At 46.1% G+C, this 21,781-nt stretch carries 19 protein-coding genes; 1 reads left to right on the top strand and 18 read right to left on the bottom strand.

The annotated features are described in order from the left end of the window. Window positions 1-4 precede the first annotated feature (4 nt). A complete protein-coding gene (locus ACXAFI_RS07060) occupies window positions 5-1,708 on the bottom strand; it encodes an arylsulfatase (RefSeq protein ID WP_475108218.1) in 1,704 nt (567 codons plus the stop codon). Between the two features lie 225 nt (window positions 1,709-1,933). Next, window positions 1,934-2,908: an HAD family hydrolase gene (locus ACXAFI_RS07055; protein WP_475108217.1), complete on the bottom strand. Its 975-nt coding sequence runs from the start codon at window positions 2,906-2,908 to the stop codon at window positions 1,934-1,936. 188 nt (window positions 2,909-3,096) lie between these two features. On the opposite strand from ACXAFI_RS07055, the gene ACXAFI_RS07050 reads away from it, so the two are divergent. Next, window positions 3,097-5,400, top strand: coding sequence for a tetratricopeptide repeat protein (locus ACXAFI_RS07050; RefSeq protein ID WP_475108216.1), 2,304 nt, complete (start codon window positions 3,097-3,099; stop codon window positions 5,398-5,400). Window positions 5,401-5,429: 29 nt separating this feature from the next. Here ACXAFI_RS07050 and ACXAFI_RS07045 read toward each other — a convergent pair whose 3' ends face one another. From ACXAFI_RS07045 to ACXAFI_RS06970, 16 genes are read right to left on the bottom strand one after another with little or no spacing between them, the layout of a single operon-like run. Next, window positions 5,430-6,785: a hypothetical protein gene (locus ACXAFI_RS07045; RefSeq protein ID WP_475108215.1), complete on the bottom strand. Its 1,356-nt coding sequence runs from the start codon at window positions 6,783-6,785 to the stop codon at window positions 5,430-5,432. 14 nt (window positions 6,786-6,799) lie between these two features. Further along, a complete protein-coding gene (locus ACXAFI_RS07040; protein ID WP_475108214.1) occupies window positions 6,800-7,543 on the bottom strand; it encodes an outer membrane lipoprotein-sorting protein in 744 nt (247 codons plus the stop codon). 37 nt (window positions 7,544-7,580) lie between these two features. After that, on the bottom strand, window positions 7,581-8,810 hold the full coding sequence (locus ACXAFI_RS07035; RefSeq protein ID WP_475108213.1) for an ABC transporter permease: 1,230 nt from the start codon (window positions 8,808-8,810) through the stop codon (window positions 7,581-7,583). Window positions 8,811-8,812: 2 nt separating this feature from the next. After that, a complete protein-coding gene (locus tag ACXAFI_RS07030; RefSeq protein ID WP_475108212.1) occupies window positions 8,813-9,517 on the bottom strand; it encodes a hypothetical protein in 705 nt (234 codons plus the stop codon). Further along, complete coding sequence (locus tag ACXAFI_RS07025; protein WP_475108211.1) at window positions 9,514-10,248, bottom strand: ABC transporter ATP-binding protein; 735 nt, start codon at window positions 10,246-10,248, stop codon at window positions 9,514-9,516. The genes ACXAFI_RS07030 and ACXAFI_RS07025 overlap by 4 nt, the downstream gene beginning before the upstream one ends. After that, window positions 10,248-10,982 carry a hypothetical protein gene (locus tag ACXAFI_RS07020; protein ID WP_475108210.1) on the bottom strand — a complete coding sequence of 245 codons (735 nt, stop codon included), beginning with the start codon at window positions 10,980-10,982 and terminating at the stop codon, window positions 10,248-10,250. The genes ACXAFI_RS07025 and ACXAFI_RS07020 overlap by 1 nt, the downstream gene beginning before the upstream one ends. Before the next feature lie 21 nt (window positions 10,983-11,003). After that, window positions 11,004-11,258 (bottom strand): acyl carrier protein, encoded by a 255-nt coding sequence (locus ACXAFI_RS07015; RefSeq protein ID WP_152453918.1) that lies wholly within the window; start codon window positions 11,256-11,258, stop codon window positions 11,004-11,006. Window positions 11,259-11,260: 2 nt separating this feature from the next. Next, complete coding sequence (locus ACXAFI_RS07010) at window positions 11,261-12,397, bottom strand: hypothetical protein (RefSeq protein WP_444922472.1); 1,137 nt, start codon at window positions 12,395-12,397, stop codon at window positions 11,261-11,263. After that, a complete protein-coding gene (locus tag ACXAFI_RS07005; protein ID WP_444922473.1) occupies window positions 12,394-13,308 on the bottom strand; it encodes an alpha/beta hydrolase in 915 nt (304 codons plus the stop codon). Before ACXAFI_RS07005 ends, ACXAFI_RS07010 begins: the two co-directional genes overlap by 4 nt. Beyond that, a complete protein-coding gene (locus ACXAFI_RS07000) occupies window positions 13,305-15,272 on the bottom strand; it encodes an NAD(P)/FAD-dependent oxidoreductase (RefSeq protein WP_475108209.1) in 1,968 nt (655 codons plus the stop codon). The genes ACXAFI_RS07005 and ACXAFI_RS07000 overlap by 4 nt, the downstream gene beginning before the upstream one ends. Next, on the bottom strand, window positions 15,272-17,125 hold the full coding sequence (locus ACXAFI_RS06995) for an acyl-CoA dehydrogenase (RefSeq protein WP_475108208.1): 1,854 nt from the start codon (window positions 17,123-17,125) through the stop codon (window positions 15,272-15,274). The genes ACXAFI_RS07000 and ACXAFI_RS06995 overlap by 1 nt, the downstream gene beginning before the upstream one ends. Next, complete coding sequence (locus ACXAFI_RS06990) at window positions 17,118-18,137, bottom strand: hypothetical protein (protein WP_475108207.1); 1,020 nt, start codon at window positions 18,135-18,137, stop codon at window positions 17,118-17,120. The genes ACXAFI_RS06995 and ACXAFI_RS06990 overlap by 8 nt, the downstream gene beginning before the upstream one ends. 1 nt (window position 18,138) lies before the next feature. Beyond that, on the bottom strand, window positions 18,139-18,666 hold the full coding sequence (locus ACXAFI_RS06985) for a hypothetical protein (RefSeq protein ID WP_475108206.1): 528 nt from the start codon (window positions 18,664-18,666) through the stop codon (window positions 18,139-18,141). Next, window positions 18,663-19,499, bottom strand: coding sequence for a hypothetical protein (locus tag ACXAFI_RS06980; RefSeq protein ID WP_475108205.1), 837 nt, complete (start codon window positions 19,497-19,499; stop codon window positions 18,663-18,665). The genes ACXAFI_RS06985 and ACXAFI_RS06980 overlap by 4 nt, the downstream gene beginning before the upstream one ends. Further along, on the bottom strand, window positions 19,496-20,536 hold the full coding sequence (locus ACXAFI_RS06975; RefSeq protein ID WP_475108204.1) for a hypothetical protein: 1,041 nt from the start codon (window positions 20,534-20,536) through the stop codon (window positions 19,496-19,498). Before ACXAFI_RS06975 ends, ACXAFI_RS06980 begins: the two co-directional genes overlap by 4 nt. Window positions 20,537-20,539: 3 nt before the next feature. Beyond that, window positions 20,540-21,688, bottom strand: coding sequence for a type III PLP-dependent enzyme domain-containing protein (locus ACXAFI_RS06970; RefSeq protein ID WP_475108203.1), 1,149 nt, complete (start codon window positions 21,686-21,688; stop codon window positions 20,540-20,542). Window positions 21,689-21,781: the final 93 nt, after the last annotated feature.

Here is a 21,781-nt window from a genome sequence, read left to right as displayed (position 1 = left end):
TAAATCAGTTACTGCCCGATGCCCCAGCTTCAAGCTGCTTCTGTACTTTTTCCAGATTGAAAGAACCTGGCACTTGGCTAGGTGGATACTCTTTCATGGTTTTTAGAAATTTTGTGGCAAGCTGCTGCATAGGAACCAGTACAAATGCACGATCAATAAACCAGTCATTATAGGTATTTGAATTATGCTGAGCTTTCTCGAAGGGATCTTGGCGCAAATTGAATAGAAGGGGAACTCGTAATTCCGTAAAAGGTTCACGCCAAACTTCAAAGCCCTTGCCACGATTTTCCAGAAAAATAGCTTTCCAGGGCTCATAACGCATAGCCACTATCTGACCATCATCATTGACATAAATAAATTCCTTCCTCGGCGATAGCTTGGCCTTACCAGAAAAGTAATTCATCATGTTGTAGCCATCCACATAATTGCGGTATTGCCGACCGTTCAGTTCCACACCCTGCTTAAGTTGATTTTTGATATTGGGATTTCCAGCGGCAGCAGCCAGTGTTGGCAGCCAATCCTCGTGTGAAACAATACCAGTTAAAGTGGTTCCCGCGGGAAACTTACCGGGCCAGCGCACAAACGCGGGCACTCGATAGGCCCCCTCCCAATTAGAGTTCTTCTCGCTGCGAAAAGGGGTTGTAGCGGCATCAGGCCAGGTATTGAAGTGTGGACCGTTGTCTGTGGAATAAAACACAATGGTATTATCAGAAATTTTCAGGCGGTCCAGCAAGCTCAGTAACTTACCCACTAAAATATCATGCTCCACCATGCCATCCATATACTCATTGCTGTTAGGGCCCGCCAGGTTTTTGTGTTCTTCACGCACATGAGTACGAAAGTGCATGCGAGTGGCATTCCACCAAACAAAAAAAGGTTTTCCCGCTTGATGAGCACGCTCTATAAAATCAATAGCAGCAGCAAGCGTTTCATCATCAATAGTCTCCATACGCTTTTTGGTTAGGGGGCCGGTATCCTCGATAGGGCCACCGGCATAAGATTTGATCACGCCACGTGGGCCAAATTTTTCCCGAAATTCAGGGTCTTTGGGATAATCACGATTCTCTGGTTCCTCTTCTGCATTCAGGTGGTAGAGATTGCCAAAGAACTCATCAAAGCCATGATTGGTAGGTAGATGCTCATCCCTGTCGCCCTGATGATTCTTACCAAACTGTCCGGTAACATAACCCAGACTTTTCATCACCGTAGCGATTGTCGCATCGTTCTTCTGCCAGCCTTCCTTTGCTCCAGGAAGCCCAACTTTGGTCATTCCAGTACGTACTGGGACATTACCTGCAAGGAAAGCAGCACGCCCCGCCGTACAAGATTGCTGACCGTAATAGTCAGTGAATGACAGCCCCTCAACGGCCAACCGATCAATGTTTGGCGTGGCATAGCCCATCATGCCTCGGTTGTTGAAACTGATATTCCATATACCGATATCATCTCCCCAAATCACCAGGATATTGGGCTTTGTAGAGGTGGAGGTCTGAACCGGCTGCTGTGTCTGGACTTGGGGCTGCCCCTGTTCTTGCTCCTGATATTGATCTGGCTGTGGCTGTGGCTGTGGCTGTGGCTGTGGCTGTGGCTGTGGCTGTGGCTGTGGCTGTGGCTGTGGCTGTGGCTGTGCAATAACCTGCCAATGAAGAAAGCATAACGCAACGGCACAAATGACTAAGCGGCTTAGAACCTGCATAAATGAGTGCATGATGGGTCTCATAAATCACTTAACGATCGATTAAAACGCAGATAACGATAAATAAAATTTTCCTGACATTCAGAATATTAACCACTGGAATTAACGCCAAAATATCAAGCTAAGATTCCTCTCGAGAGGAATACAACAAGACTAGAGCATACTTATCAAAGTCGTTGATAATTGCTCACTACCAAACTCAAAAGTAAAAAATAACGAGAAATCGGTCAGGAAGAATCAGCCATCATTGAGCGCGGGCTCTTTTTGTGTCTCCTTTCCCGAGCTAGGAGACTTAACCTTCGGAAAAATGATACTCCAGTCCTTCGCCATATCGACCACGGTCCAGCCATGAGTTTTGGCAGCTAAGAGAGCTTTATCCAGGTATCCGACACTGGAGTTATGATCATAAGCCCACTCCCTCTTACCATCAGTGTGATGTATCAGCATACCAAAACGTGGCCCTTTGCCGGTGGTAGACCATTCCAGCATCTGCAGATCTCCATCTGAATTACCAGCCACAAAAATTGGGCGATGACCAATAACCTGTTTGATACCAATGGGTTTACCTTTTCTATCGTTCAAAAATTCAACCTTATCCGTTGTAAGAACGTGAGGATGACCATCAGTATTCTCATAACGTAACTTTAAACGACTACCTATCACCTGCTCTGGTGGAATACCATATAAATCAAAAGAAAACACTCTGATAAAATCGGCACTACCACCAGAGGAAATAAAAGTTTTAAACCCCTTACCCCGCAGGTAATCCAAAAGCTCTCGCATTGGCTGATAAACCATATCACGATACCGCTTATCAGTGAGTGGGTTCTTCGCAGTAGAAAGCCAGGAAGTGACAATCTTATTAAACTCTGAACCTTCTACTCCGACATGAGTGACACCCACCATTTTCTCTATTCCAACCTTCCCCTGAGCTAATAGGCTGGATATATCTTCGTTAAGAATTGCGGCATAGGGCTGTTCCTTCTGCCATTCCGGGTGCTCTGGTGCTAGTCGTTTTATCTCATCTATAGCGAAGAGTAATTGAAAGTAGGCAGGTTTTTCCGCCCATAGAGTCCCATCGTTATCGAATACCGCGATACGTTGTTCGGGAGGGACAAAGTCTGGACTGCCACCCTGCGTGACTTTATTTACAAATTCCACAATGGCAGATTTTGTCGCAGTGTTATTCCATGACGGAAGCTCTGCACTCATACCCTTATCGGTAAGGCAGATATTTATCAGAGAAACTAGAAGTAAGGGGATTAAATACCGTATAAAACTAACCGTTGGCATATGTGTTTCTCAACAATGAAAGTTGTAACTTTTGTCGCAGAATGAACTAATTTGGACTCAGTAGGCACAGATCAAAACTTTAAGAAATCCAAGGCAACTTTAAAGTCATGATAAATATAGCTGGCAGGAATTCCAGCCTGATAGTTCTCGTCAGTCTGCTGCTTTTAGCAGGTTGCTCTAGAGACGAGGATGCCACGCCAGCAGCAGATGAGCCTGATGACAGCAAAGTTTCTTCAGCGGTAAGCCTGCAGCAAAATCATCTGAGTATTGAAATGCCGACGTATAGCGGATCTACTTCTTGTAGCGGCTGTCATCAAAAAGAAAGCACCGCTTGGGAGAGTTCTCACCACGCACATGCTATGCGGTTAGCGAGTGAGGAGAGCGTGCTTGGTAACTTCAACAATTCCACTTTTACCTACAGGGGTATAACTACAACCTTTTATAAAAGGGAGGGAACCTATTATGTTGAGACCGAAGGTATGGAGGGTAATCTGGAAGAGTTTCCGATTGCTTTTACCTTTGGCGTGGCCCCACTACAGCAATACCTGATTCAATTTCCGGGAGGGAGGCTGCAGGCTCTCAGTATCGCTTGGGACAGTCGCCCTAAAGCGGATGGTGGGCAACGCTGGTTTCATTTATATCCCGATGAGGTTATCGACCATTCAGATTCCCTACATTGGAGTGGCATTAACCAAAACTGGAACTTTATGTGTGCTGATTGCCACTCCACCAATCTACAAAAAAATTACGATCTCAATACAGATACATTTCAAACCAGTTGGTCCGAAATGAATGTTGCTTGTGAGTCCTGTCATGGACCAGCCTCAAAGCATCTTGAGTGGGCTTATGGTCAACAGCCAAACCTCGAAAATTTTGGTTTTCCCATTGAGTTACAGAAGGTTAATACAAACAACTGGAAAATGAACCTTGACAGTGGAATCGCCTCTAACAAAGCAGCAAAGACTTCCGCTGAAATACAAATCTGTGCACAGTGTCATTCCAGGCGTGCGACTTTTTTTCCTGGCGCAGGCCCAGGGAGCCAATTCTTGGACCACTACAATCCTGCCCTGTTACAGCCGCCTCTCTATCATGTCGATGGTCAGATTAACGAAGAAGTCTACGTTTATGGCTCATTCCTACAAAGTAAAATGTATGCTGCAGGTGTCACCTGTAGCAATTGCCACGAGCCACACGGTTTACAGTTGCGAAGTAATGGTGATGGGATTTGCGCTCAGTGCCATCTTCCAGGAAAATTTGCTCAAACAGAGCACCATCTACACCCAGTAAACAGCCCCGGTGCCAGATGTGTCAGCTGTCATATGCCAGCAAAGAATTATATGCTGATAGACAGCCGTCGCGACCACAGTTTTCGAATCCCACGGCCAGACCTCTCCGACCAGATAAAGACACCCAATGCCTGTACCAATTGCCACAAGGGTAAAAGCAATCAATGGGCCGCAGAGGTACTGCGTAACCGGTTTGGTCCCCCAGAAAGAACTCACTTTGGCGAAGCCTTATATGCAGGTTTTTCAGGACAGGTTGATGCTGAAAGGAAGTTGAGCGAACTGATCATCGATTCTCAACAGCCAACAATCGCCAGGGCTACGGCGATAACTCTGCTCCCCCAATATCTCTCTCGCCATTCTGTCCAACTATTGCAGTCTATAGCCCAGGGAGATCAGTCTCTTCTCAGTTTGGCCTTGGCCCAGTCACTGGATAGAATACCTGAACCATTGCGCCCTCCCCTTGGAATACCTCTACTCTACGAGCCAGAACGTGTTACCCGCTCACTGGCCGCCAATGCCCTGGCCGCATTCTCCATGGAAAATTATTCCGAGCCTGTTCGTCAGCAATTCTATCTGGCACTTCGGGAATATGTTGTCTCGGAGCATTTTAACAGTGACCGCCCCGAATCTCTGGCCAACCTGGCAGGACTGCACCGACAGAGAGGCAACATTCACCAGGCAGAGGCTTTCTATCGTCGAGCAATAAAAAAAGCACCCGACTACACACCGGCCTATATCAATCTTGCAGACCTCTATCGGGCAGAGGGAAGAGAAAAAGAGAGTGAAAACACATTGCGTAAGGCTTTGGGCAGGGCTCAGGGAAATGCAGCAATACATCACTCCCTGGGACTATCTTTAATACGACAAGGTCTTCACTCAGAGGCCATTAGCTATCTCAAAAAAGCTGCTGAAGCTAAAGAAACCGATAGCCGCTATATCTATGTCTATGCGATTGCACTACATTCCGCAGACAACCCGACTCAAGCTTTGGCAATACTTGAAAAGGGATTCGAGCAGTTTCCTACTTCAGTAGACATACTTCAGGCTTTAATCTCAATTAATCGAGAATCCGGTGATCTGGAGAAAGCGAAAAAATATGAGGCTTTCCTTGCGGGAAATAACTAACCGCGCCTTAGAACAATCCATTTCCCCAGCTAGAAATCGTAGTAGAAACTCAAACGAAGTAGATGCTCACTAGGGATTAAACCAAATTCACAGCTATCACAGCCACTGAATACTTGAGCCTGAAGCCTAGTGCTAAAGTGCTCGGTCCAGTTTTGGATAAACTCCAAGTTGTGGTATTGACTCTGATCATCGATATTATATTGAATACTCTGTCGGTACTGGAACTTACGTTCAACCCGGGTATTGCCCCACATAAAGAACAAGTATTCCTGTCGCAGCTGCCCCACCTTTAATAAGCCGTAACTGTCAATTAGAAAATTAAAAGCAGCAAATGCCTCAGAGGATTGTAATCCCTGTTTAGCCAGATCTACTTGATCTATTACCTGATCCCACTCTTCGGCCTCATAGCCGTGTTCATTGTAAAGATATTCCGCCGTAATATCCCAACCACCATCTAGGCTCACCTGGGCACCTAAAACGGCTTTCAGGTAACCACGATTCTGTAACTCTACATAGGAGATATCACTGGCCAACGGCAGTTCTCGCTGTTGCTCCCAGGCCCCCTCAAATCGCAGGGTAATATTATCTCGTGCCAGCGCGCTAAAACCCAGGGCTGCATTGAGATCTCCCCCCTCCAGTTGGTGCAATACTAAGCTGGTATCTAAATCTCCCTCCCGATTGAGGACCAATGCATACTGGTAATCATTTTCAGCAAAAGGACGGTCCAGGTTTCGATCCAGGTTATCCTCTACTTCGGCAAAATAAATACCCGCATTCCAATCACCGTAACGAAAATCCAGGTGCGCCATATCCCAGCCCTGTTGTTGGGTCAGGTCGTCCGTATCCAGATTTGGGCGGTCATAAACAGGCTTGAGTAAGTTGGCAGGCGACCAATTGTAACCATTGCTCCATTGGGGTTTTATACGGCCAATATTGATGCCGAAACGTCGACTAGGAGTATACGAGGATAAATACCCCTCCAATAGATACGCATTAAACTCATCTGCAGAGTCACCAGTCTCATCCACCTGGTAATCCTGCACAAGAGCTAGGCGGGTATAAGCTGAAAGATAGGACCCCGTCGAAAACCCGCTACTTAAGTCCAATGCCAATATGGATTCCCTTTCGCTAAATACCAGGCTTCCAGGGTTGAAATATTGGTCTTTCCGCACACTATTCTGCTGTTGGTAGGCAATAGCAGAGGCATCAAAATTCCAGGAAATGGTATTTTCTGGGCTATTGCTGACAATCTCTTCCGACTGAGAAATTTCAGAAGAATCAATAGAAAATGGATCTTCATACTCCTGTGCGATAGCCAAGGGAACCACTGAGGCGAAACCTAAAAAAATAACCAATTTATGCCGAGCCAGACTAAGAGTCGCCATGATGTCTCTTTCTATTAATTCAATTTACCCAGGGATGCCTTTTGGAAAATAGCCTGATCTAGCTCTTCAAGACGGTAATCATCAAATTTCATCCAGGTATAGTTATCCTGCATTAAGGCATCAACCAGAAGAAGCTTATGTAACTTAAGTGCTCCGTCATAGTTCTTGAATTCTTTGTAGAAAGCAGTTTTTAGAAGGCGGTCTGACCTGGAGTAAAATTCGCTCTTGAAGGGCTGGTTACCTTCCGATTTTGCCATCCACACTTTTACTTTTGCATAAGCTACACCGGAAGCGGTAGAGATTAACTCCAACAACCAGTAGTCCTGCCCCTCAAGTGTCTCCTCTCCGATAATTTCTGCACGGTAATCCCTGGAAAAATTAGTCCCTACAACGTCCCCATTGCTGGTTTCTCCAATCAGACGCTGGGAGGGTGCTATACGGATAACTCGGCGGGTACCGGGAATATAAAGCCACATATTGGCATCTTCTTTCAGCATAGCCCGGCCCTTCTCTCGGGCGGGAGACTCAAAGCGGATCAAAGATTTGTCATTGAATACTTTAACGCTGAGAGTATTGGTTCGAGGTTCTTTATCTTTTTTATAGCTGATATTAGTGATATCAAAGACAAAGCCCTGATCCTTGTAGCCCCTCACTTCATCCAATCGATTGACCAGGGATTCCGCTGTTACTTCGGCTCTTGCAGATACGCTGAGAGTCAACAACAGCCCAACGATAAAACTAAAGCGGCCTTTTTTCATCACTACACCCAATGCCTATAAACTATTTGCATCGCTATCAAGTAAATCGCAGCGCATTAACTACCGGTATTCTGGAAGCCTTTACCGCTGGATAAACACTGGAAATCAGAGAGATTAAAAACCCCAGAAAAAAAGTCTTTATCAGAATCTCAGTAACCACAAATACCCTTATGGGATAATCCTGAGTACTGCCCGGTGGCCTCGGCATCATCCACTCGGCATAGGTGATACCTTTCGCCGCAAGAATCCCGAAAAGCAGACCTAAAAGGCTGCCAATAATACCTAAAAATACCGACTCCAAAAGAATCAATCCAACCACCTGAGTCGGCGTGCCGCCCATGGCCCGAATTGTCCCAATCTCTCGGGTACGCTCCATCACTGCCATCAGCATGGTATTGGAAATGCTTAATGCTACAATCACCAGGACAATAGCGGTGATAAAACCGAACACACCATTAAATAGACCCACAACTTGGTGATAATAAGAAGCCAGATCCCACCAGCTTCTTAGCTCTAGTCCCAGATTCCGCTCCCGAAACACCTTGCGCAAGGTACCAACAGCCGCATCAGTCATTTCTGTTTCTTCAAGCAAGACCACCAATCGGGTTAAATCCGAGGTGTAAAGCAATTCCTGGGCAAGAGGCAAATTAATCCTAAGTAAGCGATCATCCAGCTCCTTCACACCGGTGGTCACAACTCCGGCTATCTGAATATCTACGGCATTTATCGCTCCGTCCTGAGTACTCGCAAGGAGGGTTAGATAATCCCCTACCTGGGCGTCCAGAGAGTTGAACAACCCCTCACCCAGATGTGCAGCAGCTACATCCTCAGGAAACAGATCTTCGCCTTCAACGATATGGATTGCGGAGGAAAGCAGTACTTCTTTTTCTGCATCGACACCAATGCCCGTTATCGCAATAGATTGCTTTCCATCACTAAGGAGGCCATTGAAATTTAGCCGCGGGGCAACAACCAATGCCTGGGTCTGCTCTTCGATCACCTGGGTAATCTGCTCAAGCTTGTCGGAGGGAATCAGGTACTTCTCTGGTTCAGCTTTGCCATACTGGTTGTAGCCCTCTGCATAGATCTGAATATGACCCAATTGCGAGCGGATCATACTTTCTCGCATGCCGTCATACATCGATTGCACGAAACCGCCGAACACAATCAGGCTGGTACAGCCGAAAATAACCGCAGCCAGGGTAATCAAGCTGCGTCGACCATTTCTTAAAATATTTAACAGCGCTACCTTCCAACCCAGGATCATAACTACAGTTTCTCCAGGGCTTGGCGAGACTTCTGCGCCCAATCCGTTTCAGAACCCGTCAGTTTTCCCCAGAGTTCTTTGGCTTCATCTGTCTGATCATTACGCTCATAAGCCTGTGCAAGGTAGAACTCAACGAATGCTTGGAACTCTTCCCCGTATTTACCACCAATTTGCTGTTGTACCAGCTCCAGATCTTCCACCGCATAACGTGCGCGCTTTAGGAAGGCCGGCATATTCGCGCAACTGATACCCCGCTGCAGTCTTGCACCTAAGTTAAAGGGCGCTTGTTTTACAGCTCTATCCATTATGCGATTTCCCCGCCTTGAAAATAAGGAAAGCTTTGCCAGTTGATCGATATAGAAACTGGACCGAAAGGAAATCGTCGAACCCAGGGCGGCACTCAATTCCGGGTCATTATCTAGAGAGCGCTTTAATTGGGCCATTTTTTCTTCCAGGGATTCAACTTGCTCAACCCGCGTATCGCTGGAGGAGGTCAATAACGCCAGTTCAGCCAAATAGGCAACTTTCATTTGCTCGGGCGTGGAGTCTTCATTTAACGCCTCAACCAAACGAGCCCTCTCGATATTGGAAGATGGGATCTCGGAAGGAGGCGTAAACTCATTAGCAAGTGCCTTCGAAAGGCTGCCAAGCAGTATAAGAATCGCAGTAAATATTCTCAGAGCAACCTGTGGGGCAAGAAATTTCATACCTCAGTCTCCAATCTTGCACTATTGACCTTTTCATACCGATTAGCCAGTAACTGATCAGTGAAACTATCGCTTACCAACTCGCCATCTAAAATAGTAATAACTCGAGACGCCAAGCTGGTGACATAATCATCGTGAGTGGAAATAACGAAAGTAATTCCCTGCTCTTTATTTAACTTCTGTATCAACGCCATAATCGTTTCAGAGGTTTTCGAATCAAGATTTGCGGTGGGCTCATCGGCCAATACGATATCAGGCCTTGTAACAATCGCCCTGGCTATAGCTACCCGCTGCATCTGACCACCGGATAATTGTGTTGGCCTTTGGCCTGCCTGTTTTTCAAGACCAACATCTTTCAGTGCCTGTAGAGCCCTTGGCTTTGCATCTTTCACACCCCTGAGAGTCAATGGATACATTACATTTTCCAAGGCTGTTAAAACCGGTATCAGGTTGAAAGACTGAAACACAATGCCGATGTGCCGGTTACGGAATTTTGAGCGTTTGTGCTCACCCAAATTACCGATATTGACGCCTCCAACCTGAACAGTGCCGGAATCACACTGATCGAGAGCCGACAAAATATTAAGTAGCGTACTCTTGCCACTACCACTCGGCCCCTTCACAGCAAGAAACTCGCCTTTCTCCAGGGAGAGGGTGATATCTTTAAGAGCATCTACCCAGATATCACCCATTGCATAACGTTTAGATACGTTAACTAGTTCAACCAGCATCAAGCTTCGCCTAAAGTAACAACCATTTGACTCAACTGCTTACAGGCATCCTGCATGGTATTCGGACATTCAGCCAAGCTTTCTGCCTTCTGGAAATAGTCCAAGGCGATGTTGAGTTCATCACGATTGTCCTGACCTTTCACTCTATAGGCATTCGCCAAGGCAAGATACACGAGCTGCCTGACCTCGGTGGGAAAAGCATCGGTATCTTTTTCAATCAAAGGGATAAACCAGTCTTCATCTTCAAAAACACGATCAAAGTGGCCGCTAACTTCACCGACAAAAGAAAAAGTCAGCAACCGAACCAGGCGCACATTAAAGTCAGAACTGGCTTGTAAGGCCGCTTCATCCACCTGACTCATCGCCTGACGTAGGCGAAAAAGTTTGTAGAGCCCCATGGCCGGGTCAAACATAGCGCCGGCCAACTTACCCTCATTGGAGAAGTAAGTCGCTTTGATCAGCATATTATTGGGATCCTGTTGGTAAGCGGCACCCAACAACTCATCCGCTCTATTTATCTCATTGTGATAGCTGTACATCTGTCCTAACTGCAGCATTAATTCAGAATCGGATTGATCCTGACTCAGCTCAGCAGTCAAAAACTCCAATTGTTCGATTTCTGCTTTGCTATATTCAATCTTTTTAAAATCGATGGGAGCAGCCCCTGAAAACCAGGCAACAATGTTACCAATCAGAAGACTGCTTATTAATATTGTTAGCATTTTCTTAAACATGGACTACTCCCTAAAATAGACTTACATCTCAGCTGAATTTTCGAGCAACTGTGTATCCATTTCCCTTAGGGTGGTGTGCTCATCAAAAACCAGATTCTCTGGACTCATTACCCCAGGATAAAGTTGCTCACAAATCAATATCACTTCTACGATATTGAGAGAATCCACACCCAACTCAGCAATAGGGGTATCCGCATCAACGGAATCAACATTCAGCATAAGAGCGATCTGCTCACAGAGTTCCTGTACTTTGCTCTCTACGACTGCTGTAGACATACCTAATCTCCAGTAACATTACCAACTTTCAAAGGATAGAATCGCAACAAATAATCCAGAGTCACAGCATATATACATATATGCTGCTCTCCCTCAGAATATTTCTGTTGCCGTTTAATAATCTTGGCGCTAATCATAGGGGGTATAAAAAACCAGATCCGGGCAAGCCACCGGTTTCCATAAAAAAATACCCTCTGAAAAGACTCATAAACATTAACTATGGGATTGTCATCCATAGTAAAAACCGGATCTGCCGTTTCTTCTTTTCTCCCGTTTTTGGCATCGACAACCCTAATTTCTTTACCTGCCTCAGCAGCTAAAATACTCAACTGAAATAGGATATACGGATGATAAAACCGCTCAGCCATATAGGCATTCCTATTCAGTACTTTATCCGAGGCCTCCCAGCTCGATTCAAGCTGATCTCCAATCTTTCGGATATAACCTCTTAGATCGATTCCTTCTACCTTTCTGGATTTATGAGCTGCATTAAAAATGTCAGCCCTATGCCGATCAAAACCAAAGTTTTTGGGTAGGCTTTCCCGAAGGATTTCGCATACAGACTCTTGACAAGTTTCAACCTTCTCAAATACCTGAGCAAAGAATACATGATCGAAAGGGGAGAATAGGCTTGTAGCGACTTTGGGTAGCAAATTGAATAGGGTTTCACCTTCACTTAGAGGTTTTACCAAAGAAGATGTCAAGCCAGGTTGTTCAGGCAGTGTATCGTCCAGCCAAATTAATGCTTCTGCAGTAACAGAGACCTCATCGCCAGGAAAAATCATCCTGACATCTTCCAACAGACACTTTCTATCAGAGGGAAAACCGAAATATTCCAGCTCAATCAAATAGTGAGGATCGACTCTATCGGCTCCAACTGCCAAAAAGGAGGGCAATTTTGCACCAATAAACCATTGCTCATTAAAGAGAAATTGATACAGAGGTAAATTAAATGATTTCCCCAGGCGAATATGAAAACAATTACGATCACTTCTCTGGATAATTCCTTCGTTATCATTCTTCGAAGTGTTGTGTAACTTGTTATACTCAGCCGGGTAAAAGTCCAATAAAGAAAGCTCAGCACCAACTGCAAGAGACACCGGCTTTATACCGGGAATATCATAAGCCATTTGTTTCACAGGGCCACCTCCAGTTGGCGCTCTACCACCCTGTCCAGCCAGCCGGAAAGAGGTTTGGCCGAGGCAGAGATAGCCGACATATGAGTAGCATTGGGAATCTCAGTTAGGCAGGAGTCTACCTGTGGCGAGATATACCAGTTCATCACCGTATAGAGGATATTCGCATCGACCACTTCATCATGCTCCCCCACAGTAATATGACAGGGAATATCAATACTCGCGAACAGATCAGTATATCTCTTGATGGTGTAAGCACTGAGCAAGTTGTAACTACATTCAAGTACCCTACCCTGATTCCCAGCAGCCGACCCAACTGGAGGGAAACTCAACACGGGCATTCGCCTGAAAACGGGAAAGAGCATCGCCAGCCAGTATTTCCAAAGGTTTATAGTCGGCAAGTTTTGCTGTTCAGGACCAGCCATAGGCCTTGAGTGCCGCCTTTTACGAAAATAACGGATAAAATACTCAAGCCCTGAAGTGGCAATATCATACTTTCTTGTCTCTTCCGCTTGAGTCAATGGCGGGGCTATAGCGAAAAAACCCGCTATGTCCTTGGTGCCATAAATTCCAAGGTATCGCAAAGAGGCAAGAGAGCCAGCACTGTGTCCACCGAGCACAAAACGTCGAACTCCCCTCTGCTTGAGGTGTGTTATTAAATCGTGTAGATCGTCTTGTAATTGATCCGGGTAATCCAGATCCCCGGGCCGACCTTCACTTTTGCCGTGCCCACGCCAGTCTGGCAAACAGATGGTCATCCCCTGCTTGTGCAACATACGCCCAAACATTAAATACCATTGACTGCTAAAGGTACTACCATGCATACAAATGAGCGCAGTCTCTGTGTCTTCTGCAGGCAACCAGCGGAAAGCCAGATTTTTCCCATCCCGCGCTTTAAAAAACTCTTGAATCACACCGCCTCCACTACACGACGTTCAGAAGCTTGTTGACCCATTTGCAGCGCTTTTCTCTGGTCAATTACAGAATCCATTATGCTATCGGGTTGGCTACGCGCAAACGCCAGGAAAACCGGAACCATACTTGGCATAGCAATATACTCTTGGGTCTGCCCCCAGAGTGATTTTGCCTTTTTAGTGAGCTTCTCAAGCTCATCTACCGTTAATTCTCCCGATAAATCTATAATTTCCAGCATGCCAGTATGGAAAGAGTCTTCAGACACTTTAACCTGAATAGGACATTCAGCTTCCTCAGAAAGCATTTCTGAAAATTTGACCGAAATTTTCTCCAGGAGCCAATCCTTGTCGGCGAGATTCAAATTAGATTTTTCAAGCAAATCCGGCAGCAAAATGCTCTGCTGAACTACCATTTTGTTAGCGAGCATGGGTAAATCCAATTTTGTCTCAATCACCTTGAGAAACATTTCTACCCAAAGCTTGACCCTTAAATCGATACGCCATCCGTCCCGACCAGCAGTACCCATAAGGTATACAAAATACTTGTAGTGATCCGCTCCAGACTCAAAAAAGCCTTCATCATTTCTTCGGTAATAACGGCCTTCAGATTTGAGTACTTTTGCGGTATCTATCAACTGCTTCTGCAGTATGAGTTCCAGCGCCAGATAACCCCTGCGCAGGTAACTCTTGCGCTGCCAGTATTCCTGATCCAGATAATTGCCGGACATATAATCCCAAACAATTTCCAAGAAATAAGCTGAAGTGTTATAGGCCAGCAGCGGCGAACAGAGTTCAGCAGAATCAATAACCGGATAAACATTGGCCACATGGGCATAAAGACCTTGGTAAAACTCTTTTACGGTCTGATTTGCGATGGGTAATTGCTGATCCAGTACTTGTTGAGCCTTGTCTCTATCAGACTCTGCGAGATCCATCAGGATATATTTGCAGATATGATCGTTAAACAGTGCAATCATATCGCCACCACCACTGAATAGTGGGTCAAGAAACATAGAGGCAAAGCCAGAAGTTGCCCAACGGTCGGGGAAAATAAACTCCTCCGCACGATAGGCAAGCTGCCCCCAAGCTTCAAAATCCACCAGCTCAGCGCCATCCAACAACTCTGAAATTGCCTGATAATTCTTCAGGAAATCCAGGAAGCTTTCACGCTTAGTCGGCGGTTTTGCAAACTTCTCTTTCTCACCAACGATGCCGACACTGGTGTAGCCACCACTTAGGGGAATAAACCACACCCAATATCCATCACCAGAAAAGTGATTGGTGGATAAGAAACGGCCAAAAGCACGCTTTCTCCAGGCTTCGTCTCCCATGGAGTCAATATCCTGGATGTTCTTGAAGCGCCCCCAGGCAGAGAAGTTCTCCGGCACATTTTCCTGACGGGTTAATTTCTTGTGTTTTTTGGTAAAACGGTTTCGTCCGCTGCAATCCACCAGCCAACGGGCAGTGACCTCAGCGTCGCACTCTACTGTAGACAACTGCACAGCATGCCGCTCATCCGCGGACTCTATACTGAGGGCCTTGGCCTTCACACCCATCAGTACTTCAATACCATCTTCCCGGTTCATTTCAACCAGATCCGCCTCCAGGCGGGCCCGATCCAGCTGGAAGGCTGGGTGAGGCGGTATACTGGTAGTTCCGTGCTCACTCATTTCTGTCAGAGACAAGCTGTGATCAGGCTTGTCAAAGAAAAAACGCAAACCATTTTTCGGAAGGTGATTTCTATAGAGGTAATTGACCAGGCCCAACTGGTTCATAAAGTAATGGCCGGTCATTTCAACGGTTGCTTCACCGACTTTTGCCCGAAAGCCATCGTTCGCCTCTACGACCAAGATTGAAGTATCTTGGCTGCCCCGCCTTATTTGTCGAGCCAGCGTTAACCCGGCCCAGCCACCGCCGATAATGACAACGTCATATTCTTTTTGTATTTGTCCAATAGTACTCATCACACAGATTCCACCTCAGCGAGAAGAGAATCCCATACCGGGGCGTCCACCTGACAAAATGAGTCGTGATCCTGAATAATCTCCATCACCATCTTGGTTCTGGGCAACTCATTTCTAATAAAGAACTTAGCGCTAGTAATCTTCGATTCAAGGAAGGCTTTATCATCCTCCTCATTGCTCAAGCGACTGGAGGCACTGCAAGCGGCCTCTAATAACAGCCAGGCAAGGGTTATATCCCCCATCATGTGCAGGATACGAGTGCTATAAGCCGGGATCTTGAACATCTCTTTAGTCCTGACCCAGACATGCACTGCTTTCAAGACAGTCTCAAGATGTGTAAAGGACTCTTGCAGTCGACTGAACTCCGCTTTGAATTTTGGGAAATCCGCTGCTCTATCCATAAATGTTTCAAATTCATTTTTATAAATTTGGAACAGTTTGCTGGAGTTGCCCAATCCCAGCTTATCGCGAATAAGGTCCTGGCTCTGGATATAGTTGGTTCCCTCCCAAATCGCGAGTACCTTGATATCCCGAGCATACTGCTCAATACCCAATTCTTTTAAGTAGCCTTGTCCACCACAAGTTTGGATAGCCAGCTCACATATCCGCCAGGCTTGATCACTGATATAGGCTTTCACCACTGGGGTCAGCAGGTTTACCAGACCCTGGTGATGAGCGACTTCCGATTTCTTAGCCTCATCCCCTTCAAATGTCTTCAGTAGGCTTTCAGAGAGAGTTAGCTTGGCTATCAATGCCCTACAACCCTCAACTTTTGACTTCATCTCCAGCAGCATACGTTGAACATCCACATGCTCAACAATATTGACCCTGCTCGCCGTAGCACTGAAGCTCTCGTGAAAACGTTTACCCTGTAGACGCTTACTGGCATAGGCAAGTGCATTGTAGTAAGCCGATGAAGCCATACCCAGGGCATAAACTCCGGTGCTAATCCGTGCTTGGTTCATCAGGGTAAGGAACTGCAGCAAGCCAACATTTTCCCGATTACCCAGCAAATAGGCACGACATTGACCATTCTTGCCGAAGGTCAAGTGGGTATTGGCACAGCCTTTAAAGCCCATTTTGTCAGCCAGAGAGATGCATTCGACATGGTTGAACTCTCCAAGGCTTCCATCTTCTTCCACCCAGAATTTGGGTACGATAAAGCAAGACAAACCATAGGTGCCCGATCCACTCTTCTCCCCCCTGCCCATCACAAAATACAGGGTATTACCTGTAAGGTCGTGCATACCGGCACTAATCAGATACTTTTCACCGGTTAGCAGATAAGTGCCATCTTCTTGTTGGGAGGCCTTGGTTTCCACCAGGGAGACATCACTGCCAGCCTGTGGTTCGGTTAAACAAAGACAGGAAGTCCACTCGGATGTGGCCAATTTATCTTTAAAAAGAGCCTTTTGAAGTTCAGTACCATATTTCTCCACCAGAGTGGAAGAAGGCAGGCAGAAACCGCCATAGGTCATAAAGCTGGGGTTGGCCCCCATAAACATTTCCAGGAGCATCTGCATAATAAAAGGCGGCAGATCGGTACGCTGTGCACCGCTGGCAGAGGATAAATCACCCCACTCCTCTTTGAAACGGCTCCACATCTCTGAAAAAGAGGAAGGTAACTGCACCTTGCCATCAACCAAGTGGCAACTTTGCTCATCGGCTTCCTGATAGCCCGGACCCAACACCTCAGTGGCAAATTTTTTAGCGCGCTGAAGGACATCCTCCAGAACCTCTACAGAGCAATCTTTGTAGAGTGGATGCTCAAAAAGGGCCTTGGTCTGATAGAACTGGTCTTCAATAAGAAACTTAAATTCCCGCAAGTCGGACTTATAGATATTTCTACCCATGTTTGGCTCCTTGATTTTCCAAGAGTGACCGCCAGCTGCCGGAACCCAGCACCCAGTGAAATATTTGATTGTGCCTTCCCCGATATTTTTTCTGGGGATAAATCATGGCTCCGCGCACATGAGGCAGATAGTCCTGACAGTGCGCATCATCGATATTTTGTGCCGCTGTAAAGTTTGCGTAAGCCTCTTCCAGTGAAAGAGTCTCAGTATGGACCAACCGGGAAAGTAACTGCCCATCGGTTCGCGGTGTTTTATGCACTCGGAGGCAGCCAGCTCGACCGCCACCACCCAAAGTGATAATCCAGAGATTTTCCACCTCACTTTCCAGGCAATATTTATTGATCTCAACAATGGGTTTTATACTGAGATAATGCTGCCCATCAAGCTCACTACTGGGCAGCCATTGAGATTTTTCCTCACGGGAGAAACCTTTTAGTAAACCTTTGGCCCAGCGGGATTGAATATCAAAAGACACTATGCGGCAGGAATGACTGAAATCGGTAGTCAATATTTTCTTGAGACTTTGTACCAGCTCATGAGCCCCACTCAGCGTTGGCGCTTGAGATAAAATATCACAACTGGAAATCTGGCATACACTCTCTGCATGATAATGCTTGCTCAAGCAGCAAGCCGCCACACCAGTGATTACATCCAGACCATCTTGCCCGGCCTTTACACCTATACCCAAGGCGTCCAAGCACTCCTGTTGTCGCTCTTTGCCCAGTTCTAAATTAATGATTAGGGCATCTTCTTCTTGCCGTTTGGAATAGCTTAATAGCGCCGCATGAAAGCTGGTACAGGCACTACCGACAAATTGAATATTGTGCCCAGCCTCCTCTAACCGAGCCAAAAATTCTATAACCGGACGCTCTAGCAACACATTGGCTTCGCCTGCAGAAACGATGTATACAAGCCCTGGAAGATGAGTTAATCCAGAAAGATATTCATTCAGGGAGTGCAATAGTTGCTCAGTTTCCCCCTGATGATCTACCCATAGGCTTCTGATATACATTTTATGCGGTCCTTTCCCTGACGATTTGCTCAACGTTATCAAAGCCCAGATTCAGCAATTTTTCTGAAATCATAGCGATCAAATTGTCGCTATCTTCGGTAGTACAAATCCGGATGCAAATATTATTTCTGCCAGACTCCAGTGGATGGCGCACTAAGGTATCTTCTATCACCAGATAAGGTTTACCCGCTTTATGCAGAATTAATTCTTCTGTTTGAACATCCTGCAACATCAAAACCCGCTCCTGCAGAAACAGTTTCGGCATCCTGCCACCCGCCGGCATCTGCATTCGTAACAAGATCGTCTCTATCTCAACACCAGAGTGATCCACGCATTCCAATAGCTCTACCAACAGCTGGTAATGTTCCGAAAAACTTAATAGCACAGGAATATTACCTACCGGTAATAGGGAAATTGCCAAAAAGTCGGATTCTCCCTGCAAAGGCAATGTCTGGGCAGCGCAAAGTTTAGGATTTTGTGGATAGGGATTACGTAGCAACCTACTGGAAATTTCTATCACTTTACTCATACCGACTCCGCCAGGTAAAAGGTGCTATCCTGATCAACACTAACTTCAGCCGTACAGTAGTAACCATTCAAAGCAATAGAGCATGCCAATAATTTCTCACGCTCTTGAAATCTACCAGCTACACCATGGCTAATAATATTTAACCAGGGATCACTGCCAAAACAATGACCCCACCTGTCATGAAGATCGGGCAGCTGTTGGAAGCCATTCAGTAGTCGGGTAAAAATCTGTCGTATATTTTCCGGGAAGAATGGCAAAGACAAGGTCAGATCCTTTCCATTGCTGGCCATTTTCCTAACAATTGTTGCAAACTCTGGCGTGGTGTTATAAGTAACGGCACAGCCTGCCGTGATATCTTCTCTGTTAAAGGATTCAACTTCCAACAGCAGAGTACATAAACCAAATCCACTCTTGCCCCAGTTTTCATTGCTCTGCCAAAAGCTCAGATCCAGCACATTGGCATCCAGAATACTGACTATTACATAGCGTGCGGTGGGATTTTGCCGTAAGTAATAACGCAGGCTGTAGCCCCAGGAGGCACACTCATAAGTATTCACAAAGCTGGTGACAGGGATACCCCGTTGCTGTTCAGCGGGATTTAAGTCGTCTGTGCTAACAGCCCCAGTAGTGAAGGGAAGCTCGATCATGGTTGAACAGAGAAAGTGCCGCTCAATCTCAGCCCTAGCTTCTGATGAAACAGCTTCTAGCACTCGCCTACTCTGATCCGAAATAATCTCTCCGATTCGAGCGAAGGCTTCTTGCAAACCTCCACTCGTTGCGAAAGTAATATTTTCAATGGGAGTAAAGGCTGCCGACTTCAGGTACAAACTCATAGCCGATGCCCTTTCGATTTACTGTAAATCTCAAAGAAACAGCGGTAAGAACTGCCTTCCATCTTGGTAAATGCCAACAGATCCCGCTGGCGGGCCTTACTTTTTACTTTACCTGCAGATACAAGATGTAAAAGTAATTCGTTACTGGCAAATTTTGTTGCCAAAACCCTATTCACACTGTGCATAGAAAAGATCGTGGCCGAGGTTTGCTCGTTGCACAGATAAATTAGGTACTCGATACTCTCTTGGTCTGCAACTGACAGCTCGACTTCACCCTGATCTTTCAACCAGAGTACAAAGTGCATCAGGGATTTTACAAAACGAGGACGTACCAATGTAAGGAAGCGATTGACACTACCCAGGCCGCCCCTACTGAGCAGCATTTCTTTAGTCACTGGGACACTGCCACGACAATTACCCAGTTGTAGCTTGCCATCCAAAAAAGCCTCACCTATAGATGACTGCTTCAACTCAGAGCAGAGTTCAGGCGGCAACATCAATGTAATTGGAAATGGGCGTGCGGCTTGTTTGGCAACAACCATGGCAAACCCCAGCTTTTGCGCCTCTATGCCATGAATTTTATTGACATTGAGTCGTAGGGCACCATTGGTATCCTGCAGTTCAGTTTTCCAGCTTTGTAGGCTTGGGCCACCCGGGTCGGTCATCAGGAAGTGGCCAAAAATACCCTGCTCCACCCAGCTATTTACCTGAGCCAGCTGCTCTTCAGTAGCGGTCAGGCTCATCATAATGGAGCCAAACAGGCCGATCATTTCATGGAAATGATCAGCAAGCCCCTCGTCTCGTACCCTGTCAATAATTTGATCAATGACAAAGGTTTGTTCAAATTGCTCCAAAGGCTGTTTGACAGATGGCTCCCGTAGGGGAGCAAGCGCTGTCAATGGGTCTTCAATGATCATCGAAGCATCGAACAAGCGCATGCAAGCCTTCTCAAGAAGGTCTTGCAGTGAAGCAGGCACTGGAGAAACAGATGAAAGTTGGGTGACAACGAAGCCGCCGGCAATAGATTGAATTTCCATAAGTTACTCCATGAGATAAGACTTGGCAGAAGGTAAGCTCAGGAAGGGAGCAACGGTATAGCTCGCATTGTAAGCACCGCAATTACTGAAAATGGCCAGGTCGCCAGGCTGTATGGCTGCACCTTTTATCTCACCGATCACGTCTTCCTTATTACAGGAAGTACCTACCAATAAGCAGCCTTCAGTATTACTCTCAAGTTCCAGCACTTTACCTTCACGTAATATCAGTGGCTGACTGAAACGCTTAAAAGTGCTTTCCGTTTTTGCCAAAAGAAAATTCTGGGCCATGCCGCCATCACAGATACCGTACTGCTGCCCTTCTATTGATTTTACATAGCGAACCTGAGTGACGAAGTACCCTGCGCTGGCAACGATAGCACGGCCACTCTCGTGGGTAATTTTAATGTGAGAGGGAAACTCACCAAGCAGCTCTCTGTACTGTTCAAAGTTAAAATCGACACTTTCCCAGTTCAGGTCAAAACCACCCCCAAGATTCACTAATGTAATCGCATAGCCGAGTTCACGCTCAAACTTCTCAACTATTTGCAATGCAGCTTGCGCGGTGCTGTAGGCGAGCTTGGCAAAATTGTAAGATCCCCGGAAAACATGAAATCCACCAATTTTTAGGTCATGCTCCTTACAGAAAGCCAAAGCAGTCTCAACATCACTCCATCCGAAACCAAAATGGTCTTTCTTCGTCACCGCCTGTGCTTTATCAAACTGATCCAAAGTGCTGGGATTCAAGCGAAGAATCAACGGATTGATCGGGCGCTTGCCTTGAAACTCTCGAATAATTTCCAGCTGGGATAGGTTATCTACGACCAGGGTACACTTGCTGGCAATTGCCGCTCTAATAAAGCTTTTATCTGCGGATGGATTATTGATATAGCGGGGACTTTCCCCCCTTGGCAGAAGATTTAGCTCACCGACAGAGGCAATCTCGATACCATCTTCGAAGACATGACCACTGCGTACAATGAGATCGAGGCAGCTATTCGCCTTCAGAGAATAAATAAGAGAGGTTCCCAGGCGATCTTTTAGTTTTCGATAGTTATCGGCAATATCTTTTAGGGAATAGACATAGCACGGTGTTGAAAAGTGTTGCTTTTGTTGACTGAACTGGGCAACGAGCTTTTCCAAGGAAGCTTTCATGAAATCACCTGGAGAAATTTTAAATCATTCTTATAGGGCACAAATATTTCAGCCGTATTTACGACTTACCGGTCTAATCGTTATTTTCAAACG

The organism is Microbulbifer sp. ABH2_005, from assembly GCF_056160005.1.
The sequence above is the reverse complement of the archived record's forward strand: the minus strand, read 5'-3'. Positions and strand labels throughout refer to the sequence as shown.